Genomic DNA, 21,013 nt, shown 5'->3' with positions numbered 1-21,013 from the left:
GACTCTCGTATTCGTTTCGACTTAGTTACCCGCCGGGAAAGACCGGCAAATACTAATAAACTCGTCAGCCTTAAGGGAAGCTCCACCTATAAGACCACCATCGATATCGGGCTCTGAAAACAGAGCGGCTGCATTATCCGCTTTTACACTGCCGCCGTAAAGTACCGAAACCTCTTCTGCGGGTGCGCCCATTGTTTTCAGGACGTTTCGAATCTCCGCATGCATCGCCTGGGCATCTTCAGCCGTAGCCGTTTTGCCCGTACCTATAGCCCATACAGGCTCATAAGCTACGACAATTCCTTGCCACTGATCACCTGCAACTCCGGCCAGACCGCTTCTGACCTGCTCGGCAACCACACGCTCAGCCTCTCCGGCTTCCCGCTGCTCCAGCGTTTCACCGACACAAAGCATCGCTGTCAAACCGCTTTCCAGCACGCGCGCAACCTTGCGAGCTGCAACATCATCGCCTTCACCAAACAGCTGACGACGCTCGGAATGACCCACCAGCACAAAACTGCAGCCAAGGTCTTTCGCCATATCCGCAGACACTTCACCCGTGTAGGCTCCGGATTGCCATTCACTGACGTTCTGCACACCGACGGCAAGCTTGCCATCGGACTGCTGCTGAACCAGGGGGACGTAAGGCGCTGGAGGAATGACGACCACCTCTGCAGCGTCATCCAGCCCGACCGCACGATCACAAATCACGCCGACCAGTTGCTGCACAAGGTCTTTCGACCCGTTCATCTTCCAGTTTCCGGCTACAATTTTACGGCGCATATGAACTCTCAAATGTCCCGAGCGTAAGCGAGGGCGAACTATACAGCAGAGATTTCATCTGCACAACCGCCCCGTTTTGAATCAGGGGGTTGACTGCTCTACCACCTCTGCAAGGCTCTCAGCGACGCGAGCAATTTCAGCGGCATCTTTGCCTTCTGCCATGACCCGGATCAAAGGCTCAGTCCCTGAAGCTCGCAAGAGAATACGCCCGGAATCGCCAAGCGATTCTTCAGCCTCGCGCATGGCGCTGACGATATCGTCCCGACTCAGCGGGTCAAAGCGCTGGGCGACTTTCACATTGATCATGGTTTGCGGCAACTTGTTCATACCACTGCGCAGCTCTGACAACGTTTTTCCGGAGTTGCCAATCGCCAACAGCACTTGCAAGGCCGATATCACGCCATCGCCCGTACCGATGCAGTCGCGAATGACCATATGCCCGGAGCCTTCGCCGCCAACCAGCCAGTCATTGGCCAGCAACCGCTCCATCACGTAGCGATCGCCAACCTTTGCACGCTCAAACGGGATATCCAGCTCGTTTAGTGCCAACTCGACACCCAGATTGGTCATCAACGTGCCAACCACGCCACCTTCCAGACGCCCCTCAGCGCGCCGCTGGGATGCCAGAATATACAGCAGTTCGTCACCGTCCACTTCAGATCCGTCCCGATCGACCATGAGGACCCGGTCGCCGTCACCATCGAAAGCGATTCCCAAATCAGCACCCTTGTCGATAACCGTCTGTTTCAGGCTTTCAAGATGGGTAGAGCCAACGTTCAGGTTGATATTCAGCCCATCCGGCTCGGCACCAATTACGGTCAGCTTGGCACCCAGCTCGCGGAACACCTTTGGTGCCACGTGGTAAGTTGCGCCGTGGGCACAATCCAGCACCACATGCAGCCCTTCCAGCGTGAATTCGTTCGGAACGGTACTCTTACAGAATTCGACATAGCGGCCAGGCGCGTCATCGATCCGACTGACTTTACCCAACTCTTTCGGCTCGCAGACCTCAATCGGCTTATCCAGCCAGCGTTCGATCTCCGATTCCAGTGCATCATCCAACTTGGTGCCGGCAGCCGAGAAAAACTTGATACCGTTGTCATGGTGAGGATTGTGGGAGGCACTAATCACAATACCCGCCGACGCCCGGAACGTGCGCGTCAAATAGGCAATGGCCGGGGTCGGCATGGGACCAAGCAGTTTGACATCCACCCCTGCGGCAGAAAGCCCCGCCTCAAGCGCTGATTCAAACATATACCCTGACAACCGGGTGTCTTTACCGATCAACACACTGTTGCGCTGCCCGGCCTTTTTAAACGCTTGCCCGGCCGCCCAACCAAGATGAAGCATGAATTCCGGGGTGATGGGCCGTTCGCCAACACGCCCGCGAATGCCGTCGGTACCAAAATATTTCCGCTGGGACATTACCTTGCCTCCTTAATGGCCGTTACCACTTTAACGGCGTCCACCGTTTCCCTGACGTCATGCACCCGCAGAATGCTCGCGCCTTTCATGGCCGATATTGTCGCGGCTGCGAGGCTCGCAGACAACCTTTCGTTCACATCGCGGCCCGTGATGACTCCGAGCATCGATTTTCTCGAGATGCCAATCAACAGCGGATGGCCAAGCATGTGCATTTGCTCCAAGCCTGCCAACAACTGAACATTGTGCTCAACCGTCTTACCAAAACCGAACCCGGGATCAAGAATGATATTTTCCGGTAACACACCAGCCGCTTCGGCTACTCGCACCCGCTCCGTCAAAAACGAGCTGACTTCCCGCCGTACGTTCCGGTAGATCGGCGAATCCTGCATGGTGTCCGGCTCTCCCTGAATGTGCATCAAGCACACCGGAACTCCCGCTTCAGCAGCCACCTTAGGCGCACCCTTACGCTGAAGCGCCCGGACATCATTGATCAAACCAGCGCCGACCTTAACGGTTTCTGCCATCACTACCGGGTTACTGGTATCCACAGACACAACCACATCCAATTCCCGTGCTATGGCCTCTACCACGGGGCAAACCCGATCCAGCTCTTGTTGCGTCGAGACAGGCGCGGCGCCTGGACGCGTGGACTCACCACCAACGTCTACGAAAGTGGCTCCGTCAGCCACCATCTGTTTCGCTCGAAGGATGGCGGCGTCCACGCTGTTGAATTGGCCGCCATCGGAAAACGAATCGGGCGTGACATTGAGAATGCCCATAACATGACATTCAGACAGATTTCGTTGGCGGCCGGCAAAATTAACGATCATAGGGCAAATTCCGGAAAACTGTATCGAAGGGACAAAAACAAACGCCGCCCAGATTGTGGGCGGCGTCGGATATTACTTGCGACTTTCGTGCCGATCAGTGCTCGCCAGCCGGACGCCCGACTCCGGGCTGACCACCGTCACCCGATTCTTTGGGCTCCGGTGCCGGCTCGGCACTCTCTGGCGCACCACCTGCGGATGAACCGCCGTCACCCCAGCTCTTGGGCGGGCGAGGCTCGCGACCTTCCATGATGTCATCAATCTGAAAGCGATCGATGGTTTCATACTTCATCAACGCATGAGCCATCATATCGAGCTTCTCACGATTCTCGACCAGAATCTGCTTGGCGGTCTCGTAGCAGGTGTCCACGATGTTGCGCACTTCCTCGTCGATGCGCTGCGCCGTCTCGGGTGAATACACCGTGTGAGACTGGCCAGCCGAGCGACCCAGGAATGGCTCTTCGCTGTCTGTATCGTACTGCAGCGGCCCCAGTTTGTCGGAGAGCCCCCAGCGAGTCACCATATTGCGCGCAAGACTGGTCGCGCGCTCGATGTCGTTGGATGCACCCGTGGTGACACCATCCGCACCCAGCGTGAGCTCTTCCGCGATACGACCACCAAACAAGCTGCAAATTGAGCTGATCAGGTAACGCTTGGAATGGCTGTACTTATCCTCTTCGGGCAGGAACATGGTCACACCCAAGGCACGGCCACGAGGAATGATACTCACTTTGTAGACCGGATCGTGCTCGGGAACCAAGCGCCCCACAATCGCATGCCCTGCTTCGTGATAAGCCGTATTCAGCTTTTCTTTCTCATTCATCACCATGGACTTGCGCTCGGCGCCCATCATGATCTTGTCTTTCGCCAGCTCCAGCTCTTCCATGGAAACCAGACGCAGATTGCGGCGAGCCGCAAACAACGCAGCTTCGTTCACCAGGTTCGCCAAATCAGCGCCGGAGAATCCGGGTGTACCGCGTGCGATCACAGCCGGATCGATACCGTCTGCCAGTGGCACTTTTTTCATGTGCACTTTCAGGATCTGCTCGCGCCCTTTGATGTCGGGCAAGCTGACAACCACCTGACGGTCGAATCGACCGGGGCGCAACAAGGCCGGGTCCAGTACGTCCGGACGGTTGGTTGCGGCAATTACGATAACGCCTTCGTTGCCTTCAAAGCCGTCCATTTCGACCAGCAGCTGGTTCAGGGTCTGCTCACGTTCATCGTGACCACCACCCATACCGGCACCACGATGGCGACCGACCGCGTCAATCTCATCGATGAAGATAATGCAGGGGCTCTGCTTTTTGGCCTGTTCGAACATGTCCCGGACACGTGACGCACCAACACCCACAAACATCTCGACGAAGTCTGAACCCGAGATGGAGAAGAACGGCACTTTGGCTTCGCCGGCAATGGCTTTCGCCAACAGCGTTTTACCTGTACCCGGAGGGCCAACCATCAGAACGCCCTTGGGGATACGGCCGCCCAGACGCTGGAATTTGCTGGGGTCGCGCAGGAAGTCAACCAGCTCTTTGACGTCTTCTTTGGCCTCTTCAACGCCGGCTACGTCACCGAACGTTGTTTTGATCTGATCTTCACTGAGCAGACGGGCTTTACTCTTACCAAAGGACATCGGCCCTTTGCCGCCGCCACCGCCTTGCATCTGGCGCATGAAGAACATAAACAGCGCAATGATGATCAGAATCGGGAACGCGGCCACCAACAATTGAGTCCACAGGCTCTGGCGCTCAGGCTCTTTACCAATTACCTCTACTTGATTGGCAAGCAGATCGTCCATCAGCTTGTTGTCTGGCACTTGAGGACGAACGGTCTGAAACTGAGAGCCATCGCCTCGAACACCTTGAATTTCCAGCCCATCGACCGTCACCTGACGAACCTGCCCTTGCTGGACCATTTCGACAAACTGGGAATAATTAACTTGTTGCCCGCTGGTGGTGGGCGTGAAATTCTGAAACACCATCAGCAGCACAGCGGCTATTACTAGCCAGAGAACTAAATTTTTTGCCATATCGTTCAAGGATCATCACCTGTGAATTGCAGAGCCGCGGCCTGACCGCCTACCCTTTTCGAACACCTTACACCAAATGTACGTTCGTAAACCAGAAGTGGCCTATCCGTAAAAGACACAGAGTTCGGGAAATCGTTCCCGACCACTAAACTTACGAACGCCCCTGTAAGTGATTACAGCCATTCTTAGAGGGCCTCTATCTGTTACAATCATTCCATTATACTTCGTTGTCAGCATTTAAGCCGCTGACCTTTTGTTAATAGCATTGATAAAGAGATTACATCATGAGCTTGTCACCGGAACAGCGCCGGGAGTACCGGGCCATCGCCCACAACCTGAAGCCCGTCATCATTGTCGGCGACAAAGGCCTGTCCGAAGGACTTCAAGACGAACTGGACCGAGCCCTGAACGACCACGAACTGATCAAGATCAAAGTGGCCAGCCAGGATCGGGAAGCCCGCCAGGAAGCCATCGAGGCTCTGTGCAAAAGCGCCAAAGCCGAGCTTGTGCAGACCATCGGCAAAATTGCTGTGATTCTGCGCCGCTCGAAAAAGCCGAACCCGAAGCTTTCAAACCTGATCAGAAATAAATAAGCATTCGGCCACAAAAAAGCCGGCCCGAGGTTCCCCTCCGGCCGGCTTTTCTTTGCCTGCAGTACCTTAGATGTACTGCACTTCGGCAATTTCGTACTCAACAGTGCCTGAAGGGATGCGGATGGCCACCACATCACCTTCACTTTTACCGATCAAAGCCCGCGCGATCGGCGACGAGACCGAGAGCTTGCCAGCCTTGATGTCGGCTTCGTCTTCGCCAACAATCTGGTAAGTCACCTCTTCATCGGTATCCATGTTCACCAACTCGACCGTGGTCCCGAAAATCACCTTTCCGGTATTTTCCATGGCGGTCACGTCGATGACCTGAGCCACTGACAGCTTGCCTTCAATTTCCTGAATGCGGCCTTCAATGAAGCTCTGCTGCTCACGCGCAGCATGGTATTCAGCATTTTCTTTCAAATCGCCGTGTTCGCGGGCATCAGAAATCGCCTGAATAACCCGCGGACGATCTTCGGATTTCAGCTTCTTCAGCTCCTCACGCAAGCGAGCTTCGCCCAGCTTGGTCATAGGAACTCTATCATTAGACATATCGTTACTTCCCTGCGTGCAAGTCCTGGAGGCGACGAACAGCGCGCTCCGGACCAAACTTAATGGCTCGGCAGTAGGCTTCGCCACCTGCCAGAGTCGTCGTATAGGTTACCTTGCTCTGCAGCGCCGACTGACGGATTTGCGACGAGTCAGAGATGGCCTTGCGGCCTTCGGTGGTATTGATAATCAGCTGTACTTCGCCGTTCTTGATTGCATCCACAATGTGCGGACGGCCTTCACGTACCTTGTTGACGTGCTCAACGGCAATGCCCGCTTCTTCAAGCGCTTTTGCGGTGCCTGTGGTTGCAACGATCTTGAAGCCGGCGTCGATCAGTTCACGGGCCACTTCAATGGCGCCCGGCTTATCGACATTTCTCACCGACATGAACGCGGTGCCTTCAGTCGGCAATTTATCGCCAACGGCCAAAGATGCCTTGGCGAAAGCTTCATCAAAGCTGTCACCCAGCCCCATGACTTCACCGGTGGATTTCATTTCCGGCCCGAGAATCGGGTCAACCGACGGGAACTTGTTGAACGGGAACACAGACTCTTTCACCGCGTAGTAAGTCGGTACGATTTCCTGCGTGAATTCCAGTTCTTTCAGAGTCTTGCCGGACATCACCCGAGCCGCAACGGCGGCCAGAGACAAGCCAATGGCTTTGGACACGAACGGCACGGTACGGGAGGCGCGTGGGTTCACCTCGATCACGTAGATTTCGCCACCCTGCCAGGCCAGCTGCACGTTCATCAGGCCGATCACTTCCAGCTCGATGGCCATCTTCTTGACGGCTTCGCGCATGGCATCCTGAACGTCGGCCGGCAAGCTATACGGCGGCAGTGAACACGCGGAGTCACCGGAGTGAATACCCGCCTGCTCGATGTGCTGCATGATGCCGCCGATCACCACATCGGTGCCGTCAGAGATGGCGTCGATATCCACCTCAATGGCCGCATTCAGGAAGTGATCCAGCAGTACCGGGCTGTCGTTAGACACCAACACAGCACTTTGCATATAGCGAACCAGTTCGGTTTCGTCGTAGACGATTTCCATGGCACGACCGCCCAGAACGTAGGACGGACGAACCACCAGCGGATAACCGATCTCGCGAGCGGCCACAATGCCTTCTTCGTGGCTGCGTACGGTGGCGTTCTCCGGCTGCTTCAGACCTAAGCGCTGGATCATCTGCTGGAAACGCTCACGGTCTTCGGCACGGTCAATCGCATCCGGGCTGGTACCGATAATCGGCACACCGGCCGCTTCCAGGCCGCGCGCCAGTTTCAGCGGTGTTTGACCACCGTACTGAACGATCACGCCCTTCGGCTTTTCAACATCAATGATTTCCAGAACATCTTCCAGAGTGATCGGCTCGAAGTACAAGCGATCCGAGGTGTCGTAGTCGGTAGACACGGTCTCCGGGTTGCAGTTGATCATGATGGTTTCATAGCCGTCTTCGCGCATTGCAAACGCGGCGTGAACACAGCAGTAATCAAACTCGATGCCCTGGCCAATCCGGTTAGGCCCACCACCGATAACCACGATCTTTTCACGATCCGACGGATCCGCCTCGCACTCTTCTTCATAGGTGGAGTACATGTAAGCGGTGTCTGAGGCGAATTCGGCGGCACAGGTGTCCACGCGTTTATAGACCGGGCGCACACCGAGATCGTGGCGCAGCTTGCGCATGCTTGCTTCTGAGATACCGAGCAGCTTGGCCAAACGCGCGTCAGAGAAACCTTTGCGCTTCAGACGGAATAAGGTGGCATGATCGATATCCGCCTTGCCTGCGGTCTTCAGGGCCGTTTCTTCTTTGATCAGGTCTTCAATCTGCACCAGATACCAAGGATCTACCTTGGTGTGCTTGAAAACTTCATCAACTGTCATGCCAGCGCGGAAGGCATCACCGATGTACCAGATGCGCTCAGCGCCCGGTACGTTCAGCTCGGTGGTCAGAGTTTCGCGGGAGTTTTCTGAATCCAGATCTTCCAGCTTCTCGTCGAAACCTTCGGAACCCACTTCCAGACCACGCAATGCTTTCTGCACCGATTCCTGGAAGGTCCGGCCAATGGCCATGACTTCGCCCACGGATTTCATCTGAGTGGTCAGTCGGGCGTCTGCCTGCGGGAACTTCTCGAAAGTAAAGCGAGGAATCTTGGTGACCACGTAATCGATGCTCGGCTCAAACGAGGCCGGAGTGACACCACCGGTGATTTCGTTCTGCAATTCATCGAGGGTGTAACCAATCGCCAGCTTGGCGGCCACTTTGGCAATCGGGAAACCGGTTGCTTTGGAAGCCAGCGCCGAAGAACGGGATACCCGCGGGTTCATCTCGATGACAACCATACGGCCGGTGTTGGGGTTAATACCGAACTGAACGTTGGAACCACCCGTCTCAACGCCGATTTCACGCAGCACCGCCAGGGAGGCGTTCCGCATGATCTGGTATTCTTTGTCGGTCAGGGTCTGAGCCGGGGCAACGGTGATGGAGTCACCGGTGTGCACGCCCATGGCGTCAAAGTTTTCGATGGCACAGACGATGATGCAGTTGTCGTTTTTGTCACGAACAACTTCCATCTCGTACTCTTTCCAGCCGATCAGGGATTCGTCGATCAGCAGTTCGTTGGTCGGAGAGAGATCCAGACCGCGAGTACAGATTTCTTCAAATTCGTCTTTGTTATAGGCGATACCGCCACCGGAACCACCCATGGTGAACGACGGACGAATGATGCACGGGAAGCCGATTTCTTTGGAGATTTCCCAGGCTTCTTCCATGGAATGGGCAATGGATGCACGCGGGCACTCAAGGCCAATTTTCTTCATGGCCTGATCGAAGCGGTTACGATCTTCGGCTTTGTCGATGGTGTCAGCGTTCGCGCCGATCATTTCAACGCCGTGCTTTTCGAGAACGCCGTATTTTTCCAGGTCCAGCGCGCAGTTCAGCGCGGTCTGGCCGCCCATGGTCGGCAGCAGCGCGTCCGGCTTTTCTTTCTCGATGATTTTTTCGACGGTTTTCCAGTTGATGGGCTCGATGTAGGTGGCATCGGCCATGACCGGGTCCGTCATGATGGTAGCCGGGTTGGAGTTCACCAGAATTACCCGGTAGCCCTCTTCGCGCAGGGCTTTACAAGCCTGGGCTCCGGAGTAGTCGAACTCGCACGCCTGCCCGATCACGATGGGGCCTGCGCCCAGGATCAGGATGCTTTTGATGTCGGTACGTTTTGGCATGTCTTGGTAAACCTGTCAGCAACTTTTGAATTCTTGCAGCGCAGAACGCAGCGCCTGTCGTTATCCGTGGTGACCCTGCGTTAAGCGGATCGCGCTTCCATCAACTGGATAAACTCGTCAAACAGGGGGGCTACATCGCCGGGGCCGGGGCTGGCTTCAGGGTGACCCTGGAAGCTGTAGGCCGGCTTATCGGTCAGGCGAAGTCCCTGCAACGTTCCGTCGAACAATGACTTGTGGGTGGCCCGAATGTTCGCAGGCAATGTGGACGCGTCCACCGCAAAACCGTGGTTCTGACTGGTAATCATGACGACACCGCTGTCGAGATCTTGCACAGGGTGGTTCGCACCATGATGGCCGTGGTTCATCTTCATGGTTTTGGCACCGCTGGCCAAAGCCAATAGCTGGTGACCCAGGCAGATACCGAATACCGGGATGCTGGTACCCAGCACTTCTTTTATGGCGCTGATGGCGTAATCGCAGGGCTCTGGATCGCCAGGGCCGTTAGACAGGAAGATTCCGTCCGGATTCATGGCGAGCACTTCCGAAGCCGGAGTTTGCGCCGGTACAACGGTGATGTCACAACCACGGGATGCGAGCATGCGCAAAATGTTGTATTTGACGCCATAGTCCCAGGCGACCACTTTAAACTTGGCATCCGCTTGCTCACCATAGCCGTTGGCTAGGTCCCATTCGGCCTGCTTCCATTGGTAGGATTTTTGGCAAGTCACTTCTTTCGCCAAATCCATGCCTTTCAGGCCGGGGAAGGCTTTCGCCAGCTCAAGAGCACGCTCAGCTGTGGCGTTTTCGCCGGCCAGAATGGCTCCGTTCTGGGAACCTTTGTCCCGGAGAATGCGGGTCAGGCGGCGTGTATCGATGTCAGCAATACCAACGATGTTGTTGCTTCGCAGGTAATCTTCCAAACTACCCTGACTGCGCCAGCTGCTGGCGATCAGCGGCAGATCACGAATGATCAAGCCTGCGGCGTGTACGCGGTCGGATTCCACGTCTTCTTCGTTAACGCCGGTGTTGCCGATGTGGGGATACGTCAAGGTGACGATTTGGCGCGAGTAGGACGGGTCGGTCAGGATTTCCTGGTAGCCGGTCATTGCGGTATTGAATACCACTTCGCCGCTGGTTTCTCCGTCTGCGCCGATGGCGGTGCCGTAAAACAGGCTTCCGTCTGCGAGTGCAAGGATTGCTGGTGTACTCAAGGCTTGTATCCTCATCGAGTGGCGTAAGTTCGTCACGAACAGGAACGCAAGCGCAAAGTCAGGTTGCAAAAAAGCGAGACTGAGTGGTGGCTCGGTCCCGCTTTTCTAGAAACTTTTCAAAGGTACGCTTGGTGCAAAAAAATCGACTTATTCTACGAATTTTGTCGCTTTTTGTCCATCGCGAATTACGGCTTGGCTTGATATAGGCAAACTTCAACTCCAACAAACTCGAACTCCGGCAGCGGCTTGCACGCTTGCCTTCCGGAAACCGCTACAAGCACATCCCTGTGCGCTTCTCTTCGGCCATCCATGGCCTACGACATTTCCGGAAGGCAAGCGTGCAAGCCACCGCCTCCGAGTTAGCCTGCCAAATCTACCGAAGGATCAACCCTTCAGATTCAGCACATCCTGCATGTCGTACAAGCCTGCCGGCTTATCTTTCAACCACAGGGCAGCGCGCATCGCACCTTTAGCGAACGTCATGCGACTGCTGGCTTTGTGAGTCACTTCGATGCGCTCGCCTTCGGTGGCGAACAGCACGGTGTGATCACCCACAACATCGCCGGCGCGGATGGTTTCGAAGCCGATTTCTTTTCGGGTGCGTTCACCGGTGAAGCCTTCACGACCATAGACCGCACACTCTTTGAGATCACGCCCCAGTGCGTCGGCAACGACTTCGCCCATGCGCAGTGCGGTACCGGAAGGTGCGTCTTTTTTGTGGCGGTGATGGGCTTCGATGATTTCTACGTCGTAGTCGTCACCCAGTGTTGCCGCTGCCGTTTTGAGCAGGTTCAGCACCACGTTTACGCCCACGCTCATGTTGGGCGCGAACACAACGGGAACTGACTCAGCCGCTTGGGCAAGCTGCTGTTTTTCCGCGTCGGTCATACCGGTGGTGCCGATCACGAGCATTTTGCCATTGGCTTTGCAGAACTCGGCGTTTTCCAATGTCAGATCCGGGAAGGTGAAATCGACCAACACATCGAAGTCGTCTTTCACGTCCGCCAGACTGGCGGCAAGCTTCACGCCGGTTTTACCAATCCCCGTCATGTCGCCGGCATCTGCGCCGATAAGGCTACTATCTGGCTCGACAATCGCTGCACCCAGCTCAAGCCCTTCGGTGCCGTCCACTGCCTCGATCAACACTTTACCCATGCGCCCGGCGGCGCCAATGATTGCTACCCGCATCAGCTTTGTCCTCAGAATTTCATTTCGTCAAAGAAACTTTTCACACCCTCAAACCAAGAGGTTTTCTTCGGAGCATGCTCGGAACCGTTGGAATCGTCCAGTGTCTTCTGGAATTCGCCCAACAATTCTTTCTGGCGCTTGGTCAGATTTACCGGCGTCTCAACTATGACGCGGCACAGCAAATCACCAGCCGGACCGCCGCGTACCGGGCTTACACCCTTGTTGCGCAAGCGGAACAGTTTGCCGGTCTGGGTTTCGGCCGGGATTTTCAGTTTCACGCGGCCATCCAGTGTCGGCACTTCCAGCTCACCACCCAAGGCGGCATCCACGATGCTGATGGGCACCTCACAATACAGGTTGCGGCCATCACGGGTGAAGATTGCATGTTCACGCACCGCCACCTGCACGTACAGGTCACCGGGAGGACCACCATCCACACCCATTTCGCCTTCACCGGACAACCGAATACGATCACCAGTATCAACACCCGGCGGCACTTTCACCGACAGGGTTTTCTCTTGTCTTACGCGGCCTTGACCATGGCAAGCCTTACACGGGTTCTTGATGATCTGACCCGAACCACGGCACGTTGGGCAAGCCTGCTGCACAGTGAAGAAACCCTGCTGCATACGCACCTGCCCCATACCCTGACAGGTTCCACAGGTTTCCGGGCGGGAGCCTTTTTCAGCACCGCTACCTTCGCAGCTGTCACATTCCTTATGGCCTGGAATAGTAATTTTGACGTCTTTACCTTTGACCGCTTCTTCAAGATCCAGCTCCAGCGTGTAACGCAGATCGGAACCTCGGGTGTTGCGGGCGCGACCACCGCCACCACCGCCGAAGATGTCACCAAATACATCCCCGAAGATGTCTGAGAAGTTGCCACCACCGAAGCCGCCGCCACCGCCGGCCTGGCCGTCTACGCCAGCGTGTCCGAACTGGTCATAGGCTGCGCGCTTGTTGGCATCCATCAACACTTCGTAGGCTTCGCTGGCCTCTTTGAACTTGTCGTCGGCGTCTGCATCATCCGGGTTACGGTCGGGATGGTATTTCATCGCGAGCTTTCGGTACGCCCGCTTGATTTCTTTATCTTCCGCGCCCCGGGAGACCCCAAGTACTTCGTAATAATCGCGTTTGGCCATGCTTAAAATCCTGTTGCTATAACGCGGAAAACGCGGACATCGGCCCGCGCTTTCCAACTACCTGATGTACTTAGGATTTACTTCTTGTCGTCTTTGACTTCTTCAAACTCGGCATCGACGGCATCGTCGGCTGCCTGAGCTTCTTCGCCTTCCCGGCCGGCGGCTTGTTCAGCCTGATCCGCGTACATCTTCTGCGCAAGCTCGGAGGATACTTCGGTCAGCTTCTGAGTCTTGGCTTCGATATCGTCTTTATCGCTGCCAGTCAGAGCTTCCTCAAGATCCTTGATCGCAGCTTCGATAGACTCTTTCTCGCTATCGCTTACCTTGTCGCCAGCTTCGCTCAGGGTCTTGCGCACAGCGTGAACCATGCCGTCACCCTGGTTGCGAGCCTGAATCAGCTCTTCGAACTTGCGATCTTCCTCAGCGTTCGCTTCGGCGTCTTGTACCATTTTTTCGATTTCATCATCATTCAGGCCAGAAGAAGCCTTGATGACGATGGACTGCTCTTTGCCTGTTGCCTTGTCTTTCGCAGACACGTTCAGGATACCGTTGGCGTCGATATCGAAGGTAACTTCGATCTGCGGAACACCGCGCTGCGCCGGCGGGATGTCGGCCAGGTCAAAACGACCCAACGACTTGTTCTGCGCCGCCTGCTTACGCTCACCCTGAACAACGTGGATGGTCACTGCAGTCTGGTTGTCTTCCGCCGTGGAGAAAGTCTGGGACTTCTTGGTCGGAATCGTGGTGTTCTTGTCGATCAGCGGAGTTGCTACGCCACCCATGGTTTCGATACCGAGGGTCAGCGGAGTTACGTCCAGCAGCAGAACGTCTTTTACGTCACCAGACAGTACCGCACCCTGAATCGCAGCACCCATGGCTACCGCTTCATCCGGGTTCACGTCTTTACGCGGCTCTTTGCCAAAGAACTCTTTCACTTTTTCCTGAACCAGCGGCATACGAGTCTGACCACCAACCAGGATCACTTCATCAATTTCAGAAGCGCTCAGGCCAGAATCTTTCAGCGCCACTTTACACGGCTCAAGGCTGCGCTGAACCAGATCCTCTACCAGAGATTCCAGCTTGGCACGGGTCAGCTTGACGTTCATGTGCTTAGGACCGGTTGCGTCTGCAGTTACGTAAGGCAGGTTCACGTCGGTCTGCTGGCTGCTGGACAGTTCGATCTTGGCTTTTTCGGCCGCTTCTTTCAGACGCTGCATCGCCAGCGAGTCGCCACGCAGGTCGATACCGCTGTCTTTCTTGAACTGGTCCGCCAGGTATTCGATCACTTTCAGGTCGAAGTCTTCACCACCCAAGAAGGTGTCGCCGTTGGTGGCCAGAACTTCGAACTGGTGTTCGCCGTCTACGTCAGCGATTTCGATGATGGACAGGTCGAAGGTACCGCCACCCAGGTCATATACGGCTACAGTGCGGTCGCCGCTTTGCTTATCCATGCCATAGGCCAGAGCAGCTGCGGTCGGCTCGTTGATGATCCGCTTAACTTCCAGACCTGCGATCTTACCGGCGTCTTTGGTGGCCTGACGCTGGCTGTCGTTAAAGTACGCCGGCACGGTGATAACCGCTTCGGTAACTTTCTCGCCCAGATAGTCTTCAGCGGTCTTTTTCATTTTCTTCAAGACTTCAGCAGACACCTGCGGCGGTGCCATTTTCTGGCCCTTAACATCGACCCACGCATCGCCGTTGTCTGCCTTGGTAATCTTGTAAGGCACCATCTTGATGTCTTTCTGAACAACGTCGTCTTCAAAGCGACGACCAATCAGACGCTTGATGGCGTAAAGAGTGTTGTCGGGGTTGGTTACCGCCTGGCGCTTGGCTGACTGCCCAACCAGCGTTTCCCCATCATCGGTGTAGGCGATGATGGACGGGGTGGTGCGATCACCCTCGGCGTTCTCAATTACCTTCACCTTGTCGCCGTCCATTACGGCCACACAGGAGTTGGTGGTTCCGAGGTCAATACCGATAATCTTGCTCATACATTCACTCCAAATCTTGCTGAAATCTGTCCGGAGCACTTACACCCCGGCTGCTTCTGTTTAATGGCTATATTGGCGCTTTATTCGGCTTTTCAAGCCTGCTCGTCGATTTTTGGTGCACTTTCTGCCTTCGCCACCACCACCATGGCCGGACGAACCACGCGTCCGTTTAGCAGGTAACCTTTCTGCACAACCGCCACGACACTGTTGGGCTCGGCATCAGGCGCAGGCACCATCGACATGGCTTCATGCTGCTGTGGATCAAACGGTTCGCCAACCGGGTTCAACTGTTCAACGTTGAACTTTTTGAGGCTACCCAGGAACAGGCTCAAGGTCATCTCCACGCCCTGACGGATGGAAGCCACAAGCTCACCGGATTCTTCGTTCCCTTCGGTGCTCTCAACCGCCTTTTCCAGACTGTCGGCCACCGGCAACAGCTCTTTGACGAACTTTTCCAGAGCAAACTTGTGTGCTTTTTCAACATCCAGCTCTGCCCGACGACGAACATTCTGCATCTCAGCCTGAGCCCGCAAAGCCTGATCCTGGTACTCCTGTAGCTGTGCTTTCAGCGCATCCAGCTCAGAGACTTCACCAGCTTCAACCGGCTCTTCAGCAGCCTGCTCTTCTGCGTTCGCAGTCGCCTCTTCTACCTCTACCTGTTCTTCTACTTGCTCGTTGCGCTTATCGTCAGCACTCATGATCACTCCCAATACGTTTTCCAGCGCCCAAAGGCACGCGGCGAATAGAGCCCGCCGATCAAAACGGCGGGAAAATATGCTTTGCGAACCGATATGGGGTTCCGAGATTCAGATTCAACCTTTCCAACATCGGATTCTTTCGTTTTTTTGCCGACCAAAATTTGCAAACCCAAAAATCACTGTATATATTCACAGCAACTGTATAGGCGAACAGTATTCTTTTTTTGATTTCAGCAACCCTTACGGGGCCCAAGCAGAGGTATCGGCATGCTTACACAACTTACCGTTTCCAACTACGCCATCGCCGAACGCGTTGAGCTGCAATTCAACAAAGGCATGACAGCACTGACCGGCGAAACCGGTGCTGGCAAATCCATTGTTCTGGATGCCTTGGGCCTGGCCATGGGCGGTCGCGCCGACGCTGGTGCTGTGCGCCACGGCGCCAAGCGTGCCGACATCACCGCCAGCTTCGACATCTCCAATATCCCCGAGGCGGGCAAATGGCTTGAAAGTCACGATCTGGATGAGAAAAGCGAATGCATACTGCGCCGCACCATCAGTAAGGACGGCCGCTCCAAAGCTTTCATCAACGGCCAACCTTCGCCACTGTCACAACTGAAAGAACTGGGCGGGCTGCTGATGGACATCCACAGCCAGCATCAACACCAGTCCCTGCTTCGCAAAGATACTCACCGCAAACTACTGGATGAGTTTGCGGGCGCTGAACAGCTTGCCGAGCAGACAAAAACGGCCTGGAAAAACTGGCACCAAACCCAGCAGAAACTCATCCAGCGCCAGCAAAACGCCGACGAAACCGAAGCCAAGCTGCAATTGTTGCGGTATCAGGTAGAAGAACTGGACCGCCTGGCACTGGAAGAGGGTGAACAGGAAGCGCTCGAACAGGAACAAACAAAGCTCAGCCAGGCCGACGCTATTCTGCACAGCAGTCATCAAGCGGCGCAGCTGTGCACTGAGGAAGAATCCAGTGCCGCAAACAGTCTCCGCCATGCGCTGCAATTGTTGGAACAAATGCCTGTAGAAGTGCCGGAGTTGGCCGACACCCTGCAGATGCTTAACGAAGCCCAAATTCAGATTTCCGAAGCAGGCGATAACTTGCGGCGCTTTGTTGATGATTATGAGGCAGACCCGGCAAGGCTTGCGGAAGTTGAAGAGCGCTTGAGCGCTGTTTATCAGATGGCGCGCAAACACCGCATCGGGCCGGAAGAACTGCCTGACCTGCACCAGCGCCTTCGTGATGAACTGGAAGAACTGGACGGCGGCGCAGGCAGCCTGGAGCAACTCGAGGCAGAACTTGAACAATACAAAGCCGAATTTGACGCAGTTGCAACACAACTGTCGGCCAAGCGAGCGCAGGCCGCTGCCGAATTAGACCAACGAATCGCCCACGAACTGGCACAATTGAGCATGCCTTCCGTACAGTTTGTCACGCACTTGAACCGTGACAAAGACGGCGAGCCGGCACCCCATGGCCTGGAGGACATTGAGTTTCTGGTTAGCGCCAACCCCGGGCAACCGGCCCGGCCATTGGCAAAAGTCGCCTCTGGTGGTGAATTATCCCGAATCAGCCTGGCCATTCAGGTTGTGGTTGCTCAAACCTCGACAACACCAACATTGGTATTCGACGAAGTCGACGTTGGCATTGGTGGTGGCACTGCTGAAGTGGTTGGTCGCCTGCTGAGATCGCTAGGGGCCAATGGACAGGTGCTCTGCGTGACTCACCTGCCCCAGGTAGCTGCACAAAGCCATCAGCACCTATTCGTGAGCAAATTTACCGAGAAAGAAGCGACATTCTCCCGAATCGAAACGCTGAACGACCAGGGCAGAATAGATGAGGTGGCCCGCATGCTGGGCGGCGTGGATATGACCGAACAAACAATCGCACACGCTAAAGAGATGGTTGTGAAAGGTCAGGCAACCCATCACTGAGTAGAGAATCCCCTCTCGATTCGAGAGTTTTCGGGGCCCGCTTATGCCGGCCCCTTTTTTATTGCTTCTATTTACTTACTTGTCGCCAGATTTGATCGGCTTAACGTACAAGATCAGGCTGTGCTCTACGATCTCGTAGCCGTGCTCTGCAGCAATTTTCTTCTGGCGCTCTTCAATCACTTCATCGACAAACTCGACAACTTCGCCGGTCTCGGTACACACCATGTGGTCATGGTGGTCTTCACCCGCCATTTCGAACACGGCATGGCCGCCTTCAAAATTGTGGCGAAGAATCAGCCCGGCAGTTTCGAATTGAGTCAGCACCCGGTATACGGTTGCCAATCCCACGTCGTCGCCTTGGTCTAACAGTTTTTTATAGACGTCCTCGGCACTCAAATGATGCTCTTTAGCATTCTCAAGGATATTGAAGATCTTAACTCTCGGAAGAGTTACCTTAAGACCGACTTTTCGTAATTCGGTGTTTTCAGATGACATGCTAGTATTCACTCTTTGGTGTGCCTTACGGCTTCCGGTATGATGAAGCCGCCGTTCAACGGTTAGCCCGTTTCACTCCTGCTCCAGGCAGGCGAACTCAAGATAGAGGATTTCCCTAAGCGATGCAAAAGCTCACCGCTATCGTTCTTATTAGCATTATATCTCTGGCGGGATGTGTTTTCCCGGGCGTTTACAAAATCAACGTCCAACAGGGCAACATTGTCACTGACGAGGAGCTGGCAAGCTTGTCGGAAGGCATGCAACGGAGCCAGGTGCATGCATTGCTGGGAACCCCGTTGATGCTGAACCCGGTAGACCCCTCACAGGAATACTACATCTATACCTTCCAGCGCCGTGGCGGCGACATCGAAGAGCAGCGCATTGTTGTGTACTACGATGGCAACACCTACCGCTCTCACGACGCCAAATTGCTGGAAGAAACCCCCGCGTACTAAGCGCTCAAGCTTTTTTCTTGGCTCGGTTTAGCCGGGCCTGCTTGGGATCTATGATCAAAGGCCGGTAAAGCTCCACACGATCACCCTCGTGCAAGACATGGCTCTCCGGCTTTTTGATAACCTTGCCAAAAACACCCATATCAATGTCGTCAGGGTTGATCTCAGGGAACACGTCCACTATGCCAGATGCTTTTACCGCGTCGAGCGCCGTGGTGCCTTCCGGCACAGCGACTTCCAGAATCTGTTGTTTATCGGGCCGGGCGTAGGCCACCTCAACTCGCATCAGCAAAGCTCCCCTGCTTTATACACTTCATCGGCGCGGCGACAGAAAGCGTCCACCATGGTGTTCGCGGCCTGATTTAACACCGGGCCGAATGTCATACGAGCCAGCGACCCGGAAAACTCGAACTCCAGACTCAAAATCACCTTACAGGCGTTGGAATCCAGTGACCGAAAATGCCAGCGCCCGGTCAGGTTCTTAAGCGGCCCTTCCACCAGCTTCATTTCAATGGATTCCGGCATTAGCAGCTGGTTACAGGTTGTCAGGGTGTGCCGAACACCACCTTTGGCGATTTCCAGAGACGCCATGATTTCCTGATCGGTTTGCTTGTGCACCTCGGCCCCGGCACACCATGGCAAAAATTCGGGGTAACGGGCTATGTCATTAACCAAGTGGAACATACGCTCCGCTGAGTGCATGACCAGCGCTGTTTTGTCTATCTGATGGGCCATAAAACCGGAATTCCTACCTGTCAATGTATTCGCGCCAAACTGAACCAGGCCGTTCTGCTAAACGCTATGATAAAGGATATCTTCGTCGCTGGGAGCTGCTGACTCTTGATTTACGTCTTCACGGGCGCTCGCTTTCGTCGAGGTTGTTACGTTCGCACCCTCATCAACCCCGCTTTCCGGCGTGGCATCCGAGCCTGGCTCTGGCGCTGCAGGTTCTTCAGCCACCGAACTTTGACCAGTCGAGCACCAGACTGCGGCACTGCCATTTTCGCACAGGTTTGCCAATGATACTGCCGTGTACTGGATTCCGATCCACGCCACCACCAGCGGTAGAATCAGGCGCATTGACCAAAGCCAAGCCTTGCGAAACCACACGGGTGCATCGCCCAGCATACCGGCTGAATACCGCTTGGTTAGCCCCCAGCCGGCAAAGGTTGCGACCAGGATGCCGACCAAAGGAATCAACACGCCACCGGCAACCAACTCAACCCAGCGATAGGTTGTGGCGCCCGCAAGCCGGTATTCAGACCATACGTTGAACGAAAACAAAGAGGCCAATCCGGCAAGCCAAACAGCGGCCCCCACAATAATGACCGACCAGGTTCTAGGTGCCCCTGTCCATTCCCTGAACCAAGCGACGACCGATTCCAACAATGCTATCGATGTTGCCCAAACCACCAACATAACCGCCAGGAACACCGCGGTAATAACAACCTGACTGAACGGAGCCGGGGCGAGCGTAACCGGCAACGAAACAAACAGCAGGCCAAACCCGTGTTGCCCGTCCAGACTGCCGCTGCCCGATGCCACCGAGAACATCATCACACCCACGACGATGGCAATGAGCGTATCCATCAGCACGACCGCCAACAACGAACGCTTCAGCCTGGTATGGGAGGTGCTATAGGCTCCGAAGATGGCCCAAACACCCACCCCTAAGCCCAAGGTGAAAAAGGCGTGGAAGAATGCCGCCTGAAGACTTTCCAGACCAAACTGCGCCGGGCGCAGAACCAATATACTATCAATGCCCGAGGCCAGTTGCCCCTGCGTTACGGCCACCGCGAAGAGCCCGAACATCAACACCAGACCGCCCGGGACAATCATCCGCAAGGACCGCTCGACTCCGCTCACCACGCCCCGAGCTGACACCCAAACCACCAACAACAAAAAGAAAGCATGCCAGCCCATAAACTCCCGGTAACGCCCGGAGCTCGACACCAGTTCCGCCAAAAGCCCCGTGGCCTCAGCGGTATCGGCACTACCGAAACTGTCCGTCGCACCAAAGAAAATATAAGCGACAACAATTCCGCCAAACACCGCGGTAAACGAAAGCACTAAGAACGACGCAAGAATGCTTAACGGCCCAGCCAACCGCCACACCGATGAACCACCGGCCGTCTTAACCAACCCATCCATCGCCAACACCATGCCGTGGCGGGAGTGACGGCCAATTGCCGCTTCAGTCACCATCAGGGGCAGCGTGACCACCAACAGGCAAACCAGATACGCCAACACAAACAACCCGCCACCATGAACGCTGGCCAGATAGGGAAATTGCCACAGATTGGCGAGCCCGACGGTTGCGCCCACCGAGGCCCAGAAGAAGGTTGATTTTCGGGTAAACGACCCGATAGATGTCTGATACTTACTCGACATTGTGATCCCTAATGTCAAAAGGCCCGTTATTGTAGCCGACACTGTGGCCCGGGTACGAATGCCAACAGG

The 21,013-nt window shown here is 55.3% G+C and carries 18 protein-coding genes; 3 read left to right on the top strand and 15 right to left on the bottom strand.

Annotation, left to right across the window (positions count from 1 at the left end; genetic code table 11):
• Positions 1 to 21: 21 nt before the first annotated feature.
• The 4 genes from tpiA to ftsH form a co-directional block, all read right to left on the bottom strand.
• Positions 22 to 780 (bottom strand): triose-phosphate isomerase, encoded by a 759-nt coding sequence (gene tpiA / locus JAO79_RS04930; RefSeq protein WP_199006006.1) that lies wholly within the window; start codon positions 778 to 780, stop codon positions 22 to 24.
• Between the two features lie 81 nt (positions 781 to 861).
• On the bottom strand, positions 862 to 2,205 hold the full coding sequence (gene glmM, locus JAO79_RS04925; RefSeq protein ID WP_199006005.1) for a phosphoglucosamine mutase: 1,344 nt from the start codon (positions 2,203 to 2,205) through the stop codon (positions 862 to 864).
• Positions 2,205 to 3,035: a dihydropteroate synthase gene (gene folP, locus JAO79_RS04920; protein ID WP_199006004.1), complete on the bottom strand. Its 831-nt coding sequence runs from the start codon at positions 3,033 to 3,035 to the stop codon at positions 2,205 to 2,207. The genes glmM and folP overlap by 1 nt, the downstream gene beginning before the upstream one ends.
• A 94-nt stretch (positions 3,036 to 3,129) precedes the next feature.
• The gene (gene ftsH, locus JAO79_RS04915) at positions 3,130 to 5,073 is read right to left on the bottom strand and encodes an ATP-dependent zinc metalloprotease FtsH (protein ID WP_265091605.1); all 1,944 of its coding nucleotides are present in this window, start codon (positions 5,071 to 5,073) and stop codon (positions 3,130 to 3,132) included.
• 275 nt (positions 5,074 to 5,348) lie between these two features.
• On the opposite strand from ftsH, the gene yhbY reads away from it, so the two are divergent.
• Positions 5,349 to 5,657: a ribosome assembly RNA-binding protein YhbY gene (yhbY, locus tag JAO79_RS04910; RefSeq protein WP_199006002.1), complete on the top strand. Its 309-nt coding sequence runs from the start codon at positions 5,349 to 5,351 to the stop codon at positions 5,655 to 5,657.
• 66 nt (positions 5,658 to 5,723) lie between these two features.
• On the opposite strand, the gene greA is transcribed toward yhbY, so the two are convergent.
• From greA to grpE, 7 genes are all read right to left on the bottom strand, one after another.
• Entirely contained in the window at positions 5,724 to 6,206 is a 483-nt protein-coding gene (greA, locus tag JAO79_RS04905; protein ID WP_114334537.1) for a transcription elongation factor GreA, read from the bottom strand.
• Between the two features lie 4 nt (positions 6,207 to 6,210).
• A complete protein-coding gene (gene carB / locus JAO79_RS04900; RefSeq protein WP_199006001.1) occupies positions 6,211 to 9,429 on the bottom strand; it encodes a carbamoyl-phosphate synthase large subunit in 3,219 nt (1,072 codons plus the stop codon).
• 80 nt (positions 9,430 to 9,509) lie between these two features.
• Positions 9,510 to 10,640, bottom strand: coding sequence for a glutamine-hydrolyzing carbamoyl-phosphate synthase small subunit (gene carA, locus JAO79_RS04895; protein WP_227664324.1), 1,131 nt, complete (start codon positions 10,638 to 10,640; stop codon positions 9,510 to 9,512).
• A gap of 384 nt (positions 10,641 to 11,024) precedes the next feature.
• A complete protein-coding gene (gene dapB, locus JAO79_RS04890; protein ID WP_199006000.1) occupies positions 11,025 to 11,828 on the bottom strand; it encodes a 4-hydroxy-tetrahydrodipicolinate reductase in 804 nt (267 codons plus the stop codon).
• Between the two features lie 11 nt (positions 11,829 to 11,839).
• A complete protein-coding gene (gene dnaJ / locus JAO79_RS04885; protein WP_199005999.1) occupies positions 11,840 to 12,970 on the bottom strand; it encodes a molecular chaperone DnaJ in 1,131 nt (376 codons plus the stop codon).
• 77 nt (positions 12,971 to 13,047) lie between these two features.
• Positions 13,048 to 14,961 (bottom strand): molecular chaperone DnaK, encoded by a 1,914-nt coding sequence (gene dnaK, locus JAO79_RS04880; RefSeq protein WP_199005998.1) that lies wholly within the window; start codon positions 14,959 to 14,961, stop codon positions 13,048 to 13,050.
• A 92-nt stretch (positions 14,962 to 15,053) separates the two neighbouring features.
• Positions 15,054 to 15,659, bottom strand: a complete 606-nt coding sequence (gene grpE, locus JAO79_RS04875; RefSeq protein WP_199005997.1) for a nucleotide exchange factor GrpE — start codon at positions 15,657 to 15,659, stop codon at positions 15,054 to 15,056.
• Positions 15,660 to 15,926: 267 nt separating this feature from the next.
• Here grpE and recN point away from each other — a divergent pair, with 267 nt between their 5' ends.
• On the top strand, positions 15,927 to 17,606 hold the full coding sequence (recN, locus tag JAO79_RS04870) for a DNA repair protein RecN (RefSeq protein WP_199005996.1): 1,680 nt from the start codon (positions 15,927 to 15,929) through the stop codon (positions 17,604 to 17,606).
• A 75-nt stretch (positions 17,607 to 17,681) separates the two neighbouring features.
• Here recN and fur read toward each other — a convergent pair whose 3' ends face one another.
• Positions 17,682 to 18,101 carry a ferric iron uptake transcriptional regulator gene (fur, locus tag JAO79_RS04865; protein ID WP_199005995.1) on the bottom strand — a complete coding sequence of 140 codons (420 nt, stop codon included), beginning with the start codon at positions 18,099 to 18,101 and terminating at the stop codon, positions 17,682 to 17,684.
• 122 nt (positions 18,102 to 18,223) lie between these two features.
• Between fur and JAO79_RS04860 the strand changes: the two genes are divergently transcribed.
• The gene (locus JAO79_RS04860) at positions 18,224 to 18,556 is read left to right on the top strand and encodes an outer membrane protein assembly factor BamE (protein WP_199005994.1); all 333 of its coding nucleotides are present in this window, start codon (positions 18,224 to 18,226) and stop codon (positions 18,554 to 18,556) included.
• 4 nt (positions 18,557 to 18,560) lie between these two features.
• Here JAO79_RS04860 and JAO79_RS04855 read toward each other — a convergent pair whose 3' ends face one another.
• Genes JAO79_RS04855 through JAO79_RS04845 form a run of 3 tightly spaced genes read right to left on the bottom strand, consistent with a single transcriptional unit; the run spans position 18,561 to position 20,944 of the window.
• Positions 18,561 to 18,839, bottom strand: coding sequence for an RnfH family protein (locus JAO79_RS04855; protein WP_199005993.1), 279 nt, complete (start codon positions 18,837 to 18,839; stop codon positions 18,561 to 18,563).
• On the bottom strand, positions 18,839 to 19,288 hold the full coding sequence (locus JAO79_RS04850) for a type II toxin-antitoxin system RatA family toxin (RefSeq protein ID WP_199005992.1): 450 nt from the start codon (positions 19,286 to 19,288) through the stop codon (positions 18,839 to 18,841). Before JAO79_RS04850 ends, JAO79_RS04855 begins: the two co-directional genes overlap by 1 nt.
• A 57-nt stretch (positions 19,289 to 19,345) precedes the next feature.
• Complete coding sequence (locus JAO79_RS04845; protein WP_199005991.1) at positions 19,346 to 20,944, bottom strand: sodium-dependent transporter; 1,599 nt, start codon at positions 20,942 to 20,944, stop codon at positions 19,346 to 19,348.
• Positions 20,945 to 21,013 lie beyond the last annotated feature (69 nt).

The sequence above is a fragment of the Marinobacter litoralis genome, from assembly GCF_016427555.1.
Classification (GTDB): domain Bacteria; phylum Pseudomonadota; class Gammaproteobacteria; order Pseudomonadales; family Oleiphilaceae; genus Marinobacter; species Marinobacter litoralis_A.
Note: the sequence above shows the minus strand (reverse complement) of the source record. Positions and strands in the feature narration are given on the sequence as shown.